The organism is Embleya sp. L77 (assembly GCF_055557415.1).
Window position 1 is genome coordinate 1,344,397 of record NZ_CM145710.1, and the last position, 16,847, is coordinate 1,361,243.

Here is a 16,847-nt window from a genome sequence, read left to right on the forward strand (position 1 = left end):
GAGGAGGAACAGGAGGGCTCGATGGGCACACCCACCCCGGCCGGTGCCGACGATGCCGGTGCCGACGCGTCCTCCGTGCCGTGGGGCGCGGACCGGGCGCTGCTCGACCACCTGCTCAACCGGGCACCCGTCGGCATGGCGGTGGTCGATCGTGAGCTGCGCTGCGTGTGGCTGAACGACCAGCTCGAACGCAACGGCGGGATCCCGCGTGCGCTGCGCCTGGGCCGGCGGCTCTCCGAGGTGCTGCCCGGCCTGCCCGCCGAGACCATCGAGGCGCGGATGCGCGAGGTGCTGGAGACCGGGGTCCCGCTGATCGACCACGAGTACCAGGGCCGCACCGCGAGCGACCCGGACCACGTGCACGCGTACTCCACCTCGTTCTTCCGGCTGGACGACAGCACCGGAACACCGGCGGGGGTGTGCTACCTCGTCATCGACGTCACCGACCGCTGGCGGGCCCGGCAGCGGCTCGCGCTGCTCAGCGACATCGGGGCCCGGATCGGAACCACCCTGGACGTCGCGCGCACCGCGCAGGAACTCGCCGACGTCGCGGTCCCCGACCTGGCCGACTTCGTCGCGGTCGACCTGCTGGAACCGGTGCTCGGCGGGATCGAGCCGGCGCCCGGCCCGGTCAGCCGGGACAACCCGGAGCTGATCCGACTCGGGCAGCGCTCGGCCCGCGAGGGCCGGGACGGCAGGACCGACGGCGACCCGGCCGAGTCGATCGCCCGGATCGGCGAGCGGGCCCCGGTCGCCCGCAACTCCCCCGGCGCGCGCTGCCTGGTCGACGGCAAGGCGGTCCTGGAGCCGGTCCTGGACCCGGTGATCCTGCCCTGGCTGGCCGAGGACGAAGTGTCCACGGAGCGCACCCGCACGGTGGGCCTGCACTCGATGATGGTGGTCCCGATCCGGGCCCGCGGCACGATCCTGGGCATGGCGCACTTCTTCCGCCGGGACACCCCGGACCCGTTCGAGGGCGACGACCTGATCCTGGCCGAGGAGTTCGTCTCGCGCGCCGCGGTGTGCATCGACAACGCACGCCGCTTCACCCACGAGCACGCCGCCGCACTGGCCCTGCAGCGCAGCCTGCTGCCGCACGGACTGCCCCGACAGACCGCGGTCGAGGTGGCCAGTCGCTACCTGCCCGCCGACGACCGGGCCGGGGTCGGCGGCGACTGGTTCGACGTGATCCCGCTGTCCGGCGCCCGGGTCGCCCTGGTGGTCGGCGACGTGGCCGGCCACGGCACGCACGCCGCGGCGACGATGGGCCGGCTGCGCGCGTCGGTGCACACCCTGGCCGACCTGGACATGCCACCGGACGAGTTGCTCGCCCACCTGGACGACCTGGTCATCCGGTTCGTCGACGAGGAGGGCACCGGCGAGGGCGGCGTGGACACCACCGCACTGGGCGCCAGCTGCCTGTACGCGGTGTACGACCCGGTCAGCCGGTTGTGCACGTTCGCCCGCGCCGGGCACCCGCCGCCCGCCCTGGTCCGCCCCGGCGGCGCGGTGGAGTTCCTCGACCTGCCCGCCGGGCCGCCGCTGGGCCTGGGCGGCCTGCCGTTCGAGTCGGCCGAGTTCGAGCTGCCCGAGGGCAGTCTGCTGGTGCTCTACACCGACGGCCTGATCGAGACCCGCGATCGGGACGTGGACTTCGGCATGGATCGGCTGCGCGCCTCGCTCGCCGAACCGGACCGGCCTCTGGACGAGCTGTGTCGCTCGGTGCTGAACACGCTGACGCACAATCCGCCGCCGGACGACGTGGCCCTGCTGATCGCCCGCACCCGCACCCTGGACTCCTCCAGGGTGGCGTCCTGGGAGCTGCCCGCCGACCCGGCCATCGTGGCCGAGGCCCGCACGCTCACCGGCCGACAACTCGCCGAATGGGGACTGGAGGACATCGCGTTCACCACCGAGCTGGTGATCAGCGAACTGGTCACCAACGCGATCCGGTACGCGTCCGGGCCGATCCGGCTGCGGCTGATCCGCGACGCCACGCTGATCTGCGAGGTCTCCGACGCCACCAGCACCAGCCCCCGGCTGCGGCACGCGCGCACCTCGGACGAGGGCGGGCGCGGGCTGTTCCTGGTCGCCCAGTTCACCCAGCGCTGGGGCACCCGCTACACGGGCGACGGCAAGACGATCTGGACGGAGCAGTTGTTGCCGGCCCCGCTGTGAGCCCGGGGCCTGTCCTCGGTCCCGCCTCGGGGCCCGCGACGCCCCGGCGTCGCGGGCCCGCGCTCCGTGGTCTCACCACGAGCCCCGGGGCTCTCGGGTGTCACCGCGAGCCCTGCTACGGTTTTTCGCATGTCAGGAACCATCCCCCGCGAATCAGGAAGTGGGCAGACGTATCGCGGGCGCAACTCCACCGCGGACCGCGCCTTGGACATCCTTCTGCTGTTCGGCGACGACCGACTCGCGCTGTCCGCGAACCAGGTCGCCGAGCACCTGGGCGTCGCCCGCTCCACCGCGTACCGCTATCTGCAGAGCCTGACCGCCAACGGGTTCCTGGAGGAGAACGACGGCGGCTCCGGGTTCCGGCTCGGGCCCCGGGTGCTGGACCTGGCCCGGCTGGCCCGCAAGGGCGTCGGCCTGTCCGACCTGGCCCGTCCGGTGCTGCGCACCCTGGCCCGTGCGGTCGGTCAGCCGGTGCTGTTGACCCGCCGGGCCGGCGATGCGGTGGTCTGCCTCGAACGCGAGGAGGCCGTGCACACGTTGCGGCTGTCCTACGAGCGCGGACAGGTGCTGCCGCTCAACGCCGGCGCCGCCGCACTGACCCTGCTGGCCTGGGCCGACCACGCCGAGCTCGACCGGCTCCTGGCCCGCCCGCTCCCCCGGTTCACCGACGCCACCGTGACCGACCCCGAGCGGCTGCGCACGCGACTCGCCGAGATCCGCACCCGGGGCTACGCGGTGGCACGCGGCGAACTCGACCCGGACGTGCTCGGCATCGGCGCCCCGGTGCGCCGCGAGGACGGCGACGTCGTGGCGGCCGTGAGCATCGCGGCGCTGTCCCACCGGGTGCCCGACGAGCAGGTACCGGACTACGTGTCGGCCGTGGTCGCCTCGGCGGGCGAACTGTCCGTCCAGGTGGCTCGGATGGGCCTGTAGGACGACGCGGCAACGACGGCGGGCGCGGGCCGGGAGCCGGCTCTGCCGACGGACGGCGGAGCGCGGCGCGTGGTCAGCGGCGCGGTTCGGGACCGCCCCGGGCCGGGTCCGGTGGCGGTGGCACGATGCCCGGCGAGCCGAAGGTCAGGCCGGTGAAGTCTCGTCCCTGGACGACCGGGCCCTGCTGGGTGCCGCCACTGATCGTGTTGTGCACCGCACCCGCCGCCTCCGCCGGCAGCAACGGCGCCAACTCGTCGAGCAGCGCGCGCAGTTCCGCCGCCGCCACCGGATCGGCGCGGAGCAGGCGACGCAGCCGGGTGCGCCACTCGGCCTCGATGTCCGCGATCACCGGATCGTCACCGGACTCCCGGGCCACGGACAACTCGCGTTGGGAAGAGTCCAGTTCGCGTTCGACCACGATCCCCTGGGCCGGATCGCCCCGGCCGAACAGGGCGGCGATCCGGGTCCGGGCCTGCGCCCAGGACTCGGACACCATCAGCCCGACCATCGTGGTCGCGCCCGATGCCGCCAAGGTCATCAACTCTGCCTCCACACCGACCCCCCGCAGTTGTGGCCGCCGGGCGGGCCGACCGACGCACATCGCCCACCCCGGAACCGCGTCGTCGCCGAGTCCGTCGTCGCGGGCCCGCCGTTGGGCGCATTCTTGCCCACATCCGGCCCCGAACACGCCGATTCCGCCGAAGTCCACCACAAAGCACCGTGGTGCGGATCATGCCCGACGGGGGCGACGTCCCCACGGCGTCTCGATTCGCTCCGCGTCGAGCCGGAGACGGCGGTCGGGCCGCCGGCTCGCACGGCGCGAGCCGGCGACCCGAAGTGGGTCGAGCCGACTAATCGTCGGGTGCGCAGTGGGTGTCGGGCGCCGGCATGGCGAGGTCGATCAGGTAGCGGTCGGTCAGTGCGGCGGCACAACGGCTCTTGTCGTAGCTCATGTGACCCCAGCCGTCTACGGCGAGCAGGGTCGCGCCGGGGATCTGCCGGGCCGCGTGCACCGCCCATGAGTATGGCGTCTGCGGGTCGTGCAGGTTGTTGACCAGCAGGATCGGGGTGTGGCCGGGTATCCGGTAGGGACGCGGCGGGTTGCTCACGGGCATCGGGCGACCCAGGCAGTAGGTCATCGCGTCCCATGCCTGGATCGAGCGGCGCATGTGCGGCGCGATCGTCTGCGAGCGGCGGTCGATGGCAGCGAGCGTGCCCGCGTCGGGTATGTCCAGTCGCCAGTCGGCACAGAGCACGGACTGCCTGCTGCGCGCGTCCGAGTCCGGGATGTCGGGAATCGGCGGCGCGGGCCTGGGCGGCGAGGCGTCCAGGGCGGCGAGGAGGTCGGCGGCGGAGCGGCGTTGGCGCCGGCGAGCGTGTCGGTGGGCGCCTCCTTGAGGTAGGAGATTTTCCACTGGATCGCGGACAGCAGGTTTCTCGGGCGCACGCCGCGGGTCGGGTTGCCGGGTTCGTACAGGGTGCCCGCCTCGGCCCGGGCGTAGAGCCGCTCGAACAGTGCGCCGACGTCGGCGCCGTGCAGCGGGCAGTCCGCGGCCGCGGCGCACCAGTTCACGAATTCGGTGAAGGAGTCCTCGACGGTCGCGGCCTGCGCCCGCAGGAAGTCCGCACCGCCCACGCTGTGGTCCATGTTGCTGTCCGCGACCAACGCCCGGACCCGCTGCGGGAACAGCTCGGCGTACTGCTGTGCCATCAGTGTTCCGTAGGACACGCCCCAGAAGGTCAGCCGCCGATCGCCGAGTGCGGCCCGCAGTGCCTCGATGTCGCGGACCACCGAGAGCGTGTCGAGGCGGTCGTACAGCGGGCCGGTGCCGGCGCGGCAGCCGTGCACCAACTTATGGTTGTCGGCCGCGAATTCGGCGAAGCCGGCCGGTGTGGTGGGGTCGGCGGTCGGCCTCGGCCCGGCCTGGGGGCAGGTCGGCGCGGCGCTGCGGCCCCAGCCGCGCGGGTCGAAGCCGACTCGGTCGAAGCGCGCGTTCACCTGCGCCGAGAAGAAGTCCTTGTAGGTGGTCAGTACGTCGTCCACACCGAGCGAGCCCGGTCCGCCGAAGTTCACCACCAGGGAGCCGATCCGCCGAGTGGGGTCGGTCGCCTTGCGGCGGACGACGGCCATCTCGAAGCTCGGGCCGTGCGGGCGGGACCAATCGACGGGCAGGGTCAGCTCGGCACAGTCGGCGGTGGGGTCCTCGGCGCACGGCTGCCAGGTGAGCGGTCGGGCGATCGAGGCGGCGGCGGGTTCGGCGGCGGCGCGGGCGGGGCCGGCGGCCGTGCCGAGACCTGCGACGCTCGCGCAGGCGACGAACACGGCGAGCAGGCGAACGCTTCGTCCGCCGGAGCGCGATGCCGACCGATGTCCGCTATTTCGTGGCGAGTTCAGTTGCGGACGGGAGTTTCGCGGTACTGGTGGGCGCATGCTGCGAGGCTAGGAAGGGGCCTGTGGGCGGCGCGTCCCTCACGCGTACCGGGTCGGGGGCCGTCGGGAGGTAGCGGTGTCGCCGTGCGGGTGCCACCTGCGGGTGAGCGGGGACGTCCTACCGATCGACTCGTTGACCGGCGTGCGTGGTCCGGGTCGGGCGGGTGTCGATCAGGGTGAGCGCGTCCTCCACGGAGCCGGCCGGGTCGGGCAGCGGGTAGAGCACGCCGCGGACCGTGCGGGTGTCGTCCAGGAGCAGCGTCAGGCGCTTGAGCCGGTCCACGCCCGCCGCCCGGAAGGTGGGCAGCCGCAACGCGGCGGTCAGTTCCAGGTCGGCATCCGAGAGCAGCGGGAACGGGATGTTCGCGTGCCGGGCGAACGAGGCCAATTCGTCCGGGCGTTGGGTGCTCACGCCGCGTACGGTGGCGCCACGGTCGGTGAATTCGGCCAGCCGGTCGCGGTAGGTGCACGATTCCAGCGTGCAGCCGGGTGCGCCGGGGATCCGGTCCCAGCCGGGCGGATGGCCCTGGAGGCCGGGAGCGTAGGCGCCGGGGAAGCAGTACAGGACCGTCCACCCGGTGTCCGCGATCGGGTCGATGCGCTCGTCGGCGGCGGTGCGCAGGGTCAGTGCGGGCAGCCGGGTGCCGACCAGGGCGTGCGCCTGACGGGCCTCGGCCGAGTCGGATTCGCCGGTGGCGGTGAGCGTGCCGTCGCCCAGGACGTGCCGTGAGCCCCAGTTCTGTAGTGCGACCAGGACGGGGAGCAGGCCGCGACCGGATTCGGTGAGGTGGTACTCGTAGCGCGGCGGGTGCGGGTGGTAGAGCCGCTTCTCCAGCACCCCGTGCTCCACCAGTGCCTTGAGCCGTTGGGCCAGCACCTTGCGGCTGATCCCGACCTGCTCGTGCAGTGCGCCGAACTGGTGCACGCCCGCCGCGACATCGCGGATCAGCAGCAGGGTCCACCAGTCGCCGACGATGCCGAGCGCCTGGGTGATGGCGCAGTCGGCGTCCGTCAGATCCGTGTATCGCATGTGACCTCGCCTTGCCTGGTTCGACCCGCTCACTATAGTGAGTTTCCATTGGTTACTCACTTGCTCGTCCGGCGGGCCCGGCTCGGCCGCCCGGTGGGCCAGGCATTCCGGGGGCGCAGATGAGCGAAACGACGACGAGCGAGGCCGGCCCGACCACCACCCGCACGGCCGGCGCGTTTTGGCGCTACTGGACCGCCACGACCGTCAGCCACGTCGGCGACGCGGTGACCGCCGTCGCACTGCCACTGGTGGCGCTCCAGGGCCTGCACGCGAGCAGCCTCCAGGTCAGTCTGATCACCGTCGCGCAATACACCGCGTGGATCCTGATCGGGCTCCCGGCCGGAGTGATCGTGCAACGACTCCCGCTGCGCGGCACCCAGGTCGCGATGGACGTGCTGCGGGCCGTCGCGGTCGCCTCCGTCCCGCTCGCGTGGGCCCTGGGGGTGCTGCGCCTGTGGCAACTGATCGTGGTCGCCTTCGTGGTCGGCCTGGCGAGCGTGGTCTTCGACGTGGGCAACGCGACGCTGCTCCCGTCGATCGTGAGCAAGGAGGAGTTGACCGCCCGCAACAGCCTCACCTCGGGCTCCGTCTCGGCCACCCAGCTCGGTGGGCCGTCCCTGGGCGGTGTGCTGGTGCAACTGTGCGGCGCCGCGAGCGGGTTGCTGGTGGACGCGGTCAGCTTCCTGGTGTCCGCGGTGCTGCTGCGCGGCCTGCCGCGCCCGGCCCGGACCACGTCGACCACCGCCGGGCCCTCGGTGTCCGCGCTGATCTCCGAGGGGCTGCGCTACGTACGCCGACACCCGGTGATCCGCCCGTGCGTGGCCGCCGCGACCACCGTCAACTTCGTCTGCGGCGCGCTGCTGGCGCTCGTCCCGGCGTTCCTGGTGCGCACCCTCGACGCGCCGGCCGCGCTGGTGGGCGTACTGATCGCCTCCGAGGGGATGGGCAGCCTGCTCGCCGCGGCGCTGACCCCGCACCTGGTGGCCCGGGTGGGCAGCGCCCGCGCCCTGATCGGGGCCGCGCTCTTCGGCGCCGTCGCGCTCGGGTTCGTGCCGTTGGCCGGCCACGGTCTCGGACTGCTCGTCTTCGCGGTGGCGAACGCGGGCTTCGGCGCCGGGGTCGTGGTGCTCAGCATCCTCACCCGCACCCACCGCCAGACGGTGACCCCGCCCGACCTGCTGCCGCGGGTGATGGCCACGGTCCGGTTCGTGTCCTGGGGCGCGATCCCGATCGGCGCGCTGACCGCCGGCCTGATCGCAACCTGGCTGGGCAACCGGGCCGCCCTGGCCACACTGTGCGGAATCGCCTTCCTGACCCCCCTCGTACTGTGGTCGAGCCCGATCCGCACCCAACGAGACCTGATCTGAGGCGGGGCGCCCGTGGGGCCCACGGGGCTGCGACCGGGACCGAGGCCGGCAGCGGATCAGCGCCGGGTTCGGGACCGGAGTCGGGGTCGAGATCGGTGCCCGGATCGAGACCGCCGGCCACTCTCGGCTCCGCCCTGCGCCCGCGGAACTACCGCCGTGCCCCCGCTCACCCGCCCGCCCGGCCGGGACGGGTGGGCAGGCGCACGGACGGGCAGGCAGGCGCGGGTGGTCGGGCGGCGGGGTGCGGACTCGGGCAGGCTCGCGAGCGAGCTGGCGCGGGGGGTCGGCCCGGCCGAGGCGGGTGTCGGTACGGGCCGCGCCCGCCGCCGGCCGGTGGCTCACCGACTGTGCTCGCCGACCCCGATCCCGGCGCTGCGGCGCTGCGCGCCGTTCGCGAGCGGGGCGGGAAATCCAGGTGACCGTGCGGCAGTTCCTGATCTAGGTTGGGGGCATGGATGTGACCTGCAAGCGGATCGGTGAGCCGCGCCACGCGTTCGGCAACCGCCCGCGGAGCGCGCATCCGACGACGAACCGGGAGCCGTGGAAGGGCCGTTGGCCCGATCGCTCCGGGTCGCCTCGCGGCTGAACCGCCGCCGGTAGGCGGTGTGACGACCACGGTCGTCCCACCCACCGGCCCGCGGCCGAACAGCCGCCCCCGAGCCGACCCGAAGGCCGCCGCCCCGCGCCGAGCCCGGTCCGTCCCGGCTCCGCCGGCGCCCGCACCCTGATCCCCCACCGACCGACCGTGCCGCGCCCCGCGCCGCACCGGTCCGGCACACCGTCCCGCCCGCGTACCGGCGGGCGGTGTCGCCGACCGGTGCGTGCGCGGTGCGCGCATGGGTCGATGGGGTGTGTCCGGTAGCGCGCGCATAGGTCCCGGCGGCCACCGCGCCCGGGGCATGCCTGCCATCCGATGAAATCCGTTTCCCTCCGTGCCGTTCACCCACCGCACGCGGCCGTGCCGCGCGCCGGGCCGGCTCGGCGGGGCGACGGGTCGATGCCGGCTGCCCGGATTCGTCACCATCCATCCCGTCGAGCAGGAGAGAAGACCCGTCATGACCACAACCGCCCGCGACCTCGCCGGCATCCGCAACATCGGGATCATGGCCCACATCGACGCCGGCAAGACCACCACCACCGAGCGCATCCTGTTCTACACGGGCGCCTCGCACCGGATCGGCGAAGTGCACGACGGCACCACCACGACGGACTGGATGCCGCAGGAGCGCGATCGCGGCATCACCATCACGTCCGCCGCGATCACCTGCGACTGGACCCTGGACGGGGTGAGGCACCGGATCAACCTGATCGACACGCCCGGCCACGTCGACTTCACCGTCGAGGTGGAACGCTGCCTGCGCGTGCTCGACGGCGCGGTGACCGTCTTCGACGGGGTCGCCGGCGTCGAACCGCAGTCCGAGACGGTGTGGCGGCAGGCGGACCGCTACCGGGTGCCCCGGATCTGCTTCGTCAACAAACTCGACCGCACCGGCGCCGAGTTCCATCGTTGCGTCGAGATGATCGGCGAACGGCTGGGCGCGGTGGCCCTGGTCGTGCAGGTGCCGATCGGCGCCGAGGCCGACTTCCGCGGCGTGGTCGACCTGGTCCGCATGCGGGCCCTGTTGTGGTCCGCCGAGAGCGGACTCGGCGAGGCGTACGAGGACGTCGAGATCCCGGCCGCGTACCTGGCGACCGCGCTGACCTGGCGCGGCCGACTGCTGGAGACCGTGGCCGAACACGACGAGGCGATGTTGGAGCTGTACCTGGCGGGCGAGGAGCCCACCGAGGCGCAGCTGCACGCCGCGATCCGGCGGATCACCATCGCCTCCGGTCTCGACGAAGGTCGCACCGTCACTCCGGTCCTGTGTGGAACCGCCTTCAAGAACAAGGGAGTTCAGCCACTGCTCGATGCCGTCGTACGCTATCTGCCGTCGCCGCTGGACGTGGACGCGATCGTGGGTCACGCGGTCGACGCGGAACGGACCGAGGTCGAGCGCAAACCGTCGGACGAACAGCCGCTCGCGGCACTGGCGTTCAAGATCGCGAGTGATCCGCACCTGGGCAAGCTGACCTTCATCCGGGTGTACTCGGGCCGACTCGCCGCCGGCGACCAGGTGCAGAATCCGGTCAAGGGTCGCAAGGAACGGGTCGGCAAGATCTACCGAATGCATGCCGCCAAACGAGAGGAGATCGCGTCCGTGGGCGCCGGCGACATCGTCGCGGTGATGGGGCTGCGGCAGACCACCACCGGCGAGACCCTGTGCGATCCGGCGCACCCGGTGATCCTGGAATCGATGGACTTCCCCGTACCGGTGCTCGAAGTGGCGATCGAACCCAGGTCCCGGGCGGACCAGGAGAAACTGGGCGTCGCCATCCAGCGCCTGGCCGAGGAGGATCCGTCCTTCCGGGTCAAGACCGACCGGGAGACCGGCCAGACCATCGTCTCCGGCATGGGCGAACTGCACCTGGAGGTGCTGGTCGACCGGATGCGGCTGGAGTTCGACGTCGCCGCCGACGTCGGCCGGCCCCGGGTCGCCTACCGCGAGACGGTGTGCGCGGCGGTGGCCGGGCACGACTACACCTATCGCAAGCAGACCGGCGGCAAGGGCCAATACGCCAAGGTCCGGATCGCGATCGAACCACTGGAGGGAGAGGGCTACGAGTTCGTCGACAAGATCACCGGCGGGCGCATCCCGAAGGAGTTCATCCCGTCGGTGGACGCGGGCTGCCGCGCCGCGATGGAGTTCGGGGTGCTGGCCGGCTACCCGCTCACCGGGCTTCGAGTCACCCTGCTCGACGGCGACTTCCACGACGTCGACTCGTCCGAGATGGCCTTCCGGATCGCCGGATCGTTGGCCTTCAAGGAGGCCGCGCGACTCGCGTCGCCGGCGTTGCTCGAACCGACGATGGCGGTCGAGGTGACCACGCCCGAGGACTACCTGGGTGAGGTCATCGGCAACCTCAACGCCCGGCGTGGACAGGTCGCCACGATGACCGAGCGCTCCGGCGCCAAGGTGGTCACGGCGTTGGTGCCGCTCGCCGAGATGTTCGGCTACGTGGGCGACCTGCGCGGCCGGACCTCGGGTCGGGCGAGCTACACGATGGAGTTCGCCGCGTACGCCCGAGTACCCGGGCACGTCGCGGAGGCGATCCTCGCCAAGGCGGGCACGGCGTAATCGCCGACGGGGGTGCGGAGTTCCGGTCACCACGCGGAACTCCGCACCCTCGGATCGGGCCTCCCGTCGCGACCGACACGACGGGAGGCCGCCCACGCTGCGCGGCATCGGCGGGCAGCGGCACGCATCGGCACGTGACGACCCACCGACTGCGCGACGCATGCTCCGACACGCATGAACGCCTCCGGACCCGACACCACGACGCCATGCCGGCAGGCGCGAAGACGCCCGGGACCCGATCCCGCGACGCCTGCGCCGACAGGCGCGAACACCCTCGCCCCAACCTCGCGGCCCCCGACCCGGATTCGGTCCGGATCAGTCCGGGGCGGCCACCGCACCGCGGTACGCGAAGCCCGTTCGGTAGGCCCACACCACCGCCTGGGTACGGTCGCGCACGTGCAGTTTGGCCAGTATGTGCTTGACGTGCGTCTTGACCGTCTCCACGGACAGATGCAGCGTGCGGGCGATCTCGGTGTTCGACAGGCCCAGCGCCATTGCCCGCAACACGTCCGCCTCGCGCTCGGTGAGCCGGGCCGCGCACGCGTGATCCGGCCCCACGCGCGCGGCGTGCGCGGCCGGCCTGGTGCCGGCGCCGCTGAACCTGGCCGGCGCAGTGGGTACGGCCGGCTTCGGCATGCCGGCGGTGTTGTGGGTGACCTGCGCACGGATGGGCCTGCGGGCCATCCGCTGGGGCACGGTCGGCGAACACCGGCGGTGGATGCAGCGTGCCTTCGCGTTCACCTACGCGGCGGTGACGCTGCGCCTGTGGCTGGTCGTCCTGATCCCGATGAGCGACTTCGACCGCGCGTACCGGGTCGTCCCGTTCCTGTGCTGGGTGCCCAATCTGATCGTGGTCGAACTGCTGCTGCGCCGGCGCGGCCAACGCCCGCCGGCCGGGCACCGGCGGGCCGAGCCGGCCCGCGACCCGGCGCCCGATCCGCAGCCGCGGGCCGGCTGAGCTGAGGCATCCGGTCGAAGCGGGTTCGAGCCGGTCCGAGCTTTTTCGAGCCGGTTCATGCCGGTCCGCCCGGTCGATGCCGGTCGATGCCGGTCGATGCCGGTCGATGCCCGGATACCTCAAGATCATTGTGCCCGTCATGTGCGCGAAGGGCGGATGTCGCCCAATCGCCACCTACGGCCCATAGCGTCTGCCGCGGCATCCGCCGATGCCCCAGACCGGAGGAACGCACATGGCGACCGAGGACCACTCGAACCGACCCGACGACCACCCCACTCCGCAGTTGCCCGAATGGGCGGACCCGGAGGTGGCCGAGGACCGGCTCGACCCGCAGGGTGTGTCCCGGCGTGGTCTGATCGGTCGGGCCGGCCTGTTCGGAGCCGGCTTCCTCGGCGCGTCGGCGCTCGGCGCGGTGGGTGCGGGTTCGGCCGCCGCGGCCGAGTCCGACGATGCGGTGCAGGCGAGTTCGCGGCCGGGCCAGGACGGCCCGCCCGGCAGGTTCGTCTACCTGGTGGGCGACCACCACGTACACACGGTCTACAGCCACGACGCCAAGTACGGCTTCGCCCAGTCGGCCGCGCAGGGTCGGCAGTTCGGCCTGGACTGGATCGTCTACACCGAGCACGCCAACTTCGGCCACGCCAACGCCGGCGGCGCGGAGCGCGAGCACGCGGAGATCGTCAAGGCCCGCCAGGAGAACCCCCGGGTGCTGATCTTCCAGGGCCTGGAGTGGTACGTCCCCGCCGCCGAGCACGCCACCGTGATGGTCGCGCCCGGCCGGAACGAGGTGGAACTGCTCCGCCGATTCGAGCTGACCTTCGACGCCAAGCTGAACAAGTTCGACGTGGGCGCCCCCGGCGACCCGGTCACCGCGGCCAACGAGGCCAAGGCGGTGGAGGCGATCCGCTGGCTCGGGCAACGCCGGCGTGAGGGCTTCGTCGAGGACGTCCTGGTGCTGGCCAACCACCCCAGCCGGCTGGGCATCGTCTCGCCGCACGAACTGCGCGCGTGGCAGGACGCGGACCCCTCGATCTTCCTCGGCTTCGAGGGCGCACCGGGTTCGCAGGCGAACGCCGACCCGGCCTGGGTGAAGTTCCGCGAGGGGCAGTCGGGCCCGGGCACCTTCCAGCGCGGCGAGTACCAGAACGCGCCGTCGCCGCAGAGCTGGCCGAGGTACCCGATCGAGAGCTACCGCACGCACGGCGGCTTCGACTGGATGACCTCGACGGTCGGCGGCATGTGGGACGCGCTGCTCGCCGAGGGCCGGCTGTGGTCGGTCACCTCGAACTCGGACAACCACCGCACCATGTTCGACACCCACGCGGACGGCGCCTACCCGCCGGGCAAGGGCTTCGACGACCTGGGCTCCAAGCCGCTGCCGGTGGACACCGGAGTCCCGCAGCCCGGCAGCGACTTCTGGCCGGGTCAGTTCAGCCGCACCCACGTGGGTGTCGAGCGCTTCGGCTACCGCGACGTGATGGCCGGCCTGCGGGCCGGTCGGGTGTGGGTGGACCACGGCCAGCTTCTGGACGGCCTGGACGTGTGGATGGTCGCGGACAACGGCCACACCGAGCCGGTCACCCTGGGCGGCCGGCTGCCGCTGGCGGCCAACCGCGGCGCCACCCTCTACATCCGGATCACCACCGCGAGCCGGCCCAACTACCACGGCGAGGTGCCCCGGCTCGCGCACGTGGACGTGATCACCGGAACGGTCACCGGCAAGTCCCGCGACGCGGACTCGTGGCAGGCCCCGGACACGCGGGTGAGCAAGCGCATCGACGTGTCCGGCCGCACCGGCACCTACACCCTGAAGGTGCAACTGCCGCGCCGGAACAAGCCGTACTACGTCCGCCTGCGCGGCAGCGACGGCAACCGGCACGGCGTGGGCCCGTTCGGCGCCGGCGTCGACCCGGCCGGCCCGATCCAGCACCCGAACAACGACGGCGACCCGTGGCGCGACATCTGGTTCTACAGCAACCCGATCTTCGTCGACGTCAAGGGCTCGCACTGAGGCGACCACCCGCACGCGGTACGGCGAGGCAGGGGCCTGGCCGGAGTCGAGGTGGGGGCGGGGGTCGGGGCGCTCGGCGCGGACCCGGGCCCCCCGGTCCCGGCTTCGGCCTCGACCCCGCCGCGCTGTTCGCCCCCACCGTTCGCCCCGCCCCGACGGCCATCCGGTCGGCGGGGCGGCGGCGTTTCAGGACGTGTGCCGTTGCGAGACCAGGCCGGTCAGGTGCCCGAACGCGACGACATTGCCCAGGTAGCGCTGCTCGGCCCGGTCGAAGCCGGCCCCGCAGGTGATCAGCCGCAACTCCGCGCCCTTCGCGGCGCCGTAGACGCGGCGGTCGGGGAACTGCTCGGCGCGGTAGACCTCGATCGCGTCGACGGTGAAGATCGCCGTGCCGCCGTCGGCGCGATCCACCTCGACGGTGTTCCCCCGATGCAGTTCGCCGAGGTGGTAGAAGACCGCCGGACCCTCCCGGGTGTCCACGTGCCCGGCCACGATCGCGGTACCACCCGCACCGGGTGCGGTGCCGTTGCGGTACCAGCCCGCGAGGTTGACCTCGTCGTCGGGCGGGGCCGCGAGTCGGCCGCCGTCCTCCAGACCCAGACCGGTCAGCGGTGCGTCCACCGAGATCGCCGGGATCCGCACCCGGATCGGCGCCGCGGACGCCAGCGGGGCCAGCGGCGGCGGCTCGTCCGGCGCGGGGCGTGGCTCGTCCGGATAGACCCGGGCCTCGCCGGGCTGCGGCGGCGGATGGGCGGCCCCGGTGCCGTTGACGATCAACGCGGCGCCGAGGCACATCGCGACGACGCCGGCGCCCACCGGCCCCATGGTGCGCCTGCGACCTTCGTCGGGCGGGGCCGAAGGGTCCACTGCTGCTCCTGACGGGGGTTGCTCCCGGCGCGCCCGGGCTGGGCGGCGCGGTTGCAGCGGCTGATCGGGCTGTCGTCGGTTGCTCCCGGCGTGACTTGGCTGGGCGTGGCCCGAAGTCACCCGCATGGTCGGTGTGTTCCACCCGCGTTCCCGCACCGCCGCGACCGGGGCCGGGCGTTGCGGGAACGCGGTGGTCCGAGCGGTGAGGGTTCCGCTCAGATTCGGTCCGTGCCGCGTCGGCGACGCAGCACGACGACGCCCGCACCGGCGGCGAACAGGCCCGCGCCGAGCGCGACTTCGCTGCCGCCGGCAGCGCCGGACGTACCACCGGCGCCGGTGTGCATGCTGCCCGAGGGGGCCTGGGCGTGCTTGCCGTCGGATCCGGCCGCGCCGCCGTGCGCGGCCTGGGCCGCGTCCGCCCGGCCCTTGTCGGATCCGCCCTCGCCGGCGGGGATCTTGACGTCCGGGCAGGCCGTGCCGGCGGCCGAGGTCGCGGTGCTCATCTCGGTCTTGGTGCGGTCGAGCTGTTCCTGCCGGGACTTGTCGGGCCGCCCGGCCGCTGCGGCCGCGCCCTTGGCGAAGTCCGCGACCGCGGCGTCATACTGCAATTGGGCCTTCGCCGCCGCGGCGACCGCCTTGGCGCAGTCCGCCGGGTCCACCTGAATACGGGCGGGGGCCGCGTGGCCGGCCGTGGGAGCGGCCAGCGCGAGACTCGCACCGAGAAGCACGGCGCCCGCAAACCTGGTGATCGAACGCATGATGCAACCTCCGGCGAGCCCGGACGCGGTAGCGACCTACCGCTGGGACAGCCGTGCTCGCGACTTCCAGATAAGCCGGGCGCACGGCCCCTCGCATGCCGAGAATGCCGCCTCGAAGCCGACTGGATACACTGTGTCACCCACCGGGCCCCGGGTTTCCGCACCCCACCCGGTATCGGGACCCGGTTCGCACGACTCGCCCGCGAACTGGCCGAATGGGTGACCCTCGGTACTCGACCCCACCCGGCGCCCCGGGCACAGCCGCCCGACCGACCTGAGGACCTGGATCCGAAGCTGCTGCTGTGGGACATCCGCCAGAGGCGCTGCGCTCCGGCGTGGTGGCGATCGCGGGCCCGGAGGCGCTGCGCCGCCGGGTCCTGGCCCGGTTCACCCTCCCGCCGTTCGCCGCGGTCCCGCGCCCGGGCCGGGAGTGAGCCTCGCCGCCTCTGCCGGTGGCCGCCACCGCCGGTGCGCCCCGGTGGGGTTCAGTGGGTGGCGCCGCCCGGGGCGGTGATGTCGTCCGTGCGGGTGGCGGCCGTGGTCACGATCGCGCGCAGGCCGGCGGTGATGGTGGGCAACGGGAGTGAGGGGACCACCCGATCGGTGGCCTGGTCGGAGGAGAACGGCACGTGCACGAAGCCGCCGCGGGTGGTGGGGCGTTCGGTGGCGAGCAGGTGCATCAGGCCGTAGAAGACGTGGTTGCAGACGAAGGTGCCGGCCGTCTGGGACACCGATGCGGGCACACCGGCCGCGCGGGCCGCCGCGACGCACGCCTTGACCGGCAGCGTGGCGAAGTACGCGGCGGGGCCCGCCTCGACGACGGGTGTGTCGATCGGCTGCCGGCCGGCGTTGTCCGGGATCCGGGCGTCGTCGATGTTGACCGCGACCCGCTCCACGGTGACGTCCGGCCGGCCGCCGGCCTGGCCCACGCACAGCACCAGGTCGGGATCGATCCGCTCGACGGCCGCCCGCAGTTCCTTCAGCGCCACCCCGTACACGCAGGACAGCTTCACCGCCGTAACCGCCAGGCCCGGTTCGGGTGCGTCCGCGAGCAGCCGCACGGCCTCCCACGAGGGATTGGTGGCCTCACCGGCGAAGGTGTCGAATCCGGTGACGAGTACGCGGGTCATGACTGTTG

Annotated in this window: 15 protein-coding genes; 7 read left to right on the forward strand and 8 right to left on the reverse strand. The window is 73.0% G+C overall.

What is annotated here, in order from left to right:
- Positions 1 to 21 precede the first annotated feature (21 nt).
- Both ACZOOI_RS35790 and ACZOOI_RS35795 read left to right on the forward strand, forming a co-directional pair.
- Positions 22 to 2,178, forward strand: coding sequence for a SpoIIE family protein phosphatase (locus tag ACZOOI_RS35790; RefSeq protein WP_465283730.1), 2,157 nt, complete (start codon positions 22 to 24; stop codon positions 2,176 to 2,178).
- Positions 2,179 to 2,307: 129 nt separating this feature from the next.
- A complete protein-coding gene (locus ACZOOI_RS35795; RefSeq protein WP_465283731.1) occupies positions 2,308 to 3,111 on the forward strand; it encodes an IclR family transcriptional regulator in 804 nt (267 codons plus the stop codon).
- 73 nt (positions 3,112 to 3,184) lie between these two features.
- Here ACZOOI_RS35795 and ACZOOI_RS35800 read toward each other — a convergent pair whose 3' ends face one another.
- From ACZOOI_RS35800 to ACZOOI_RS35815, 4 genes are all read right to left on the reverse strand, one after another.
- On the reverse strand, positions 3,185 to 3,664 hold the full coding sequence (locus ACZOOI_RS35800) for a hypothetical protein (protein WP_465283732.1): 480 nt from the start codon (positions 3,662 to 3,664) through the stop codon (positions 3,185 to 3,187).
- A gap of 298 nt (positions 3,665 to 3,962) precedes the next feature.
- On the reverse strand, positions 3,963 to 4,280 hold the full coding sequence (locus ACZOOI_RS35805) for an alpha/beta hydrolase (RefSeq protein WP_465283733.1): 318 nt from the start codon (positions 4,278 to 4,280) through the stop codon (positions 3,963 to 3,965).
- Positions 4,247 to 5,434 carry an alpha/beta fold hydrolase gene (locus ACZOOI_RS35810; protein WP_465283734.1) on the reverse strand — a complete coding sequence of 396 codons (1,188 nt, stop codon included), beginning with the start codon at positions 5,432 to 5,434 and terminating at the stop codon, positions 4,247 to 4,249. The genes ACZOOI_RS35805 and ACZOOI_RS35810 overlap by 34 nt, the downstream gene beginning before the upstream one ends.
- Positions 5,435 to 5,660: 226 nt before the next feature.
- The gene (locus ACZOOI_RS35815) at positions 5,661 to 6,572 is read right to left on the reverse strand and encodes a winged helix-turn-helix transcriptional regulator (protein WP_465283735.1); all 912 of its coding nucleotides are present in this window, start codon (positions 6,570 to 6,572) and stop codon (positions 5,661 to 5,663) included.
- A 119-nt stretch (positions 6,573 to 6,691) separates the two neighbouring features.
- Here ACZOOI_RS35815 and ACZOOI_RS35820 point away from each other — a divergent pair, with 119 nt between their 5' ends.
- Both ACZOOI_RS35820 and fusA read left to right on the forward strand, forming a co-directional pair.
- The gene (locus ACZOOI_RS35820) at positions 6,692 to 7,939 is read left to right on the forward strand and encodes an MFS transporter (RefSeq protein ID WP_465283736.1); all 1,248 of its coding nucleotides are present in this window, start codon (positions 6,692 to 6,694) and stop codon (positions 7,937 to 7,939) included.
- 1,055 nt (positions 7,940 to 8,994) lie between these two features.
- Entirely contained in the window at positions 8,995 to 11,115 is a 2,121-nt protein-coding gene (gene fusA, locus ACZOOI_RS35825) for an elongation factor G (protein WP_465283737.1), read from the forward strand.
- A gap of 315 nt (positions 11,116 to 11,430) precedes the next feature.
- Here fusA and ACZOOI_RS35830 read toward each other — a convergent pair whose 3' ends face one another.
- A complete protein-coding gene (locus ACZOOI_RS35830; protein ID WP_465283738.1) occupies positions 11,431 to 11,673 on the reverse strand; it encodes a response regulator transcription factor in 243 nt (80 codons plus the stop codon).
- Positions 11,674 to 11,698: 25 nt separating this feature from the next.
- On the opposite strand from ACZOOI_RS35830, the gene ACZOOI_RS35835 reads away from it, so the two are divergent.
- Positions 11,699 to 12,073: a DUF2306 domain-containing protein gene (locus tag ACZOOI_RS35835; protein ID WP_465283739.1), complete on the forward strand. Its 375-nt coding sequence runs from the start codon at positions 11,699 to 11,701 to the stop codon at positions 12,071 to 12,073.
- A 232-nt stretch (positions 12,074 to 12,305) separates the two neighbouring features.
- Positions 12,306 to 14,084 carry a histidinol-phosphatase gene (locus ACZOOI_RS35840; protein WP_465283740.1) on the forward strand — a complete coding sequence of 593 codons (1,779 nt, stop codon included), beginning with the start codon at positions 12,306 to 12,308 and terminating at the stop codon, positions 14,082 to 14,084.
- 186 nt (positions 14,085 to 14,270) lie between these two features.
- Here the strand turns inward: ACZOOI_RS35840 and ACZOOI_RS35845 are convergent, their stop codons facing one another.
- Together ACZOOI_RS35845 and ACZOOI_RS35850 are read right to left on the reverse strand one after the other, a co-directional pair.
- On the reverse strand, positions 14,271 to 14,909 hold the full coding sequence (locus ACZOOI_RS35845) for a class F sortase (RefSeq protein WP_465284110.1): 639 nt from the start codon (positions 14,907 to 14,909) through the stop codon (positions 14,271 to 14,273).
- A 257-nt stretch (positions 14,910 to 15,166) separates the two neighbouring features.
- Positions 15,167 to 15,709, reverse strand: a complete 543-nt coding sequence (locus ACZOOI_RS35850; protein ID WP_465283741.1) for a hypothetical protein — start codon at positions 15,707 to 15,709, stop codon at positions 15,167 to 15,169.
- Between the two features lie 302 nt (positions 15,710 to 16,011).
- Between ACZOOI_RS35850 and ACZOOI_RS35855 the strand changes: the two genes are divergently transcribed.
- Positions 16,012 to 16,143, forward strand: coding sequence for a hypothetical protein (locus tag ACZOOI_RS35855; RefSeq protein WP_465283742.1), 132 nt, complete (start codon positions 16,012 to 16,014; stop codon positions 16,141 to 16,143).
- Between the two features lie 51 nt (positions 16,144 to 16,194).
- On the opposite strand, the gene pcp is transcribed toward ACZOOI_RS35855, so the two are convergent.
- Entirely contained in the window at positions 16,195 to 16,839 is a 645-nt protein-coding gene (gene pcp, locus ACZOOI_RS35860) for a pyroglutamyl-peptidase I (protein ID WP_465283743.1), read from the reverse strand.
- Positions 16,840 to 16,847 lie beyond the last annotated feature (8 nt).

Coding starts and splice junctions, on each gene's coding strand:
- ACZOOI_RS35790 (WP_465283730.1), top strand. CDS start 22: ATGGGCACACCCACCCCGGCCGGTGCCGACGATGCCGGTGCCGACGCG.
- ACZOOI_RS35795 (WP_465283731.1), top strand. CDS start 2,308: ATGTCAGGAACCATCCCCCGCGAATCAGGAAGTGGGCAGACGTATCGC.
- ACZOOI_RS35805 (WP_465283733.1), bottom strand. CDS start 4,280: ATGCGCCGCTCGATCCAGGCATGGGACGCGATGACCTACTGCCTGGGT.
- ACZOOI_RS35815 (WP_465283735.1), bottom strand. CDS start 6,572: ATGCGATACACGGATCTGACGGACGCCGACTGCGCCATCACCCAGGCG.
- ACZOOI_RS35820 (WP_465283736.1), top strand. CDS start 6,692: ATGAGCGAAACGACGACGAGCGAGGCCGGCCCGACCACCACCCGCACG.
- fusA (WP_465283737.1), top strand. CDS start 8,995: ATGACCACAACCGCCCGCGACCTCGCCGGCATCCGCAACATCGGGATC.
- ACZOOI_RS35840 (WP_465283740.1), top strand. CDS start 12,306: ATGGCGACCGAGGACCACTCGAACCGACCCGACGACCACCCCACTCCG.
- ACZOOI_RS35845 (WP_465284110.1), bottom strand. CDS start 14,909: ATGGGGCCGGTGGGCGCCGGCGTCGTCGCGATGTGCCTCGGCGCCGCG.
- ACZOOI_RS35850 (WP_465283741.1), bottom strand. CDS start 15,709: ATGCGTTCGATCACCAGGTTTGCGGGCGCCGTGCTTCTCGGTGCGAGT.
- pcp (WP_465283743.1), bottom strand. CDS start 16,839: ATGACCCGCGTACTCGTCACCGGATTCGACACCTTCGCCGGTGAGGCC.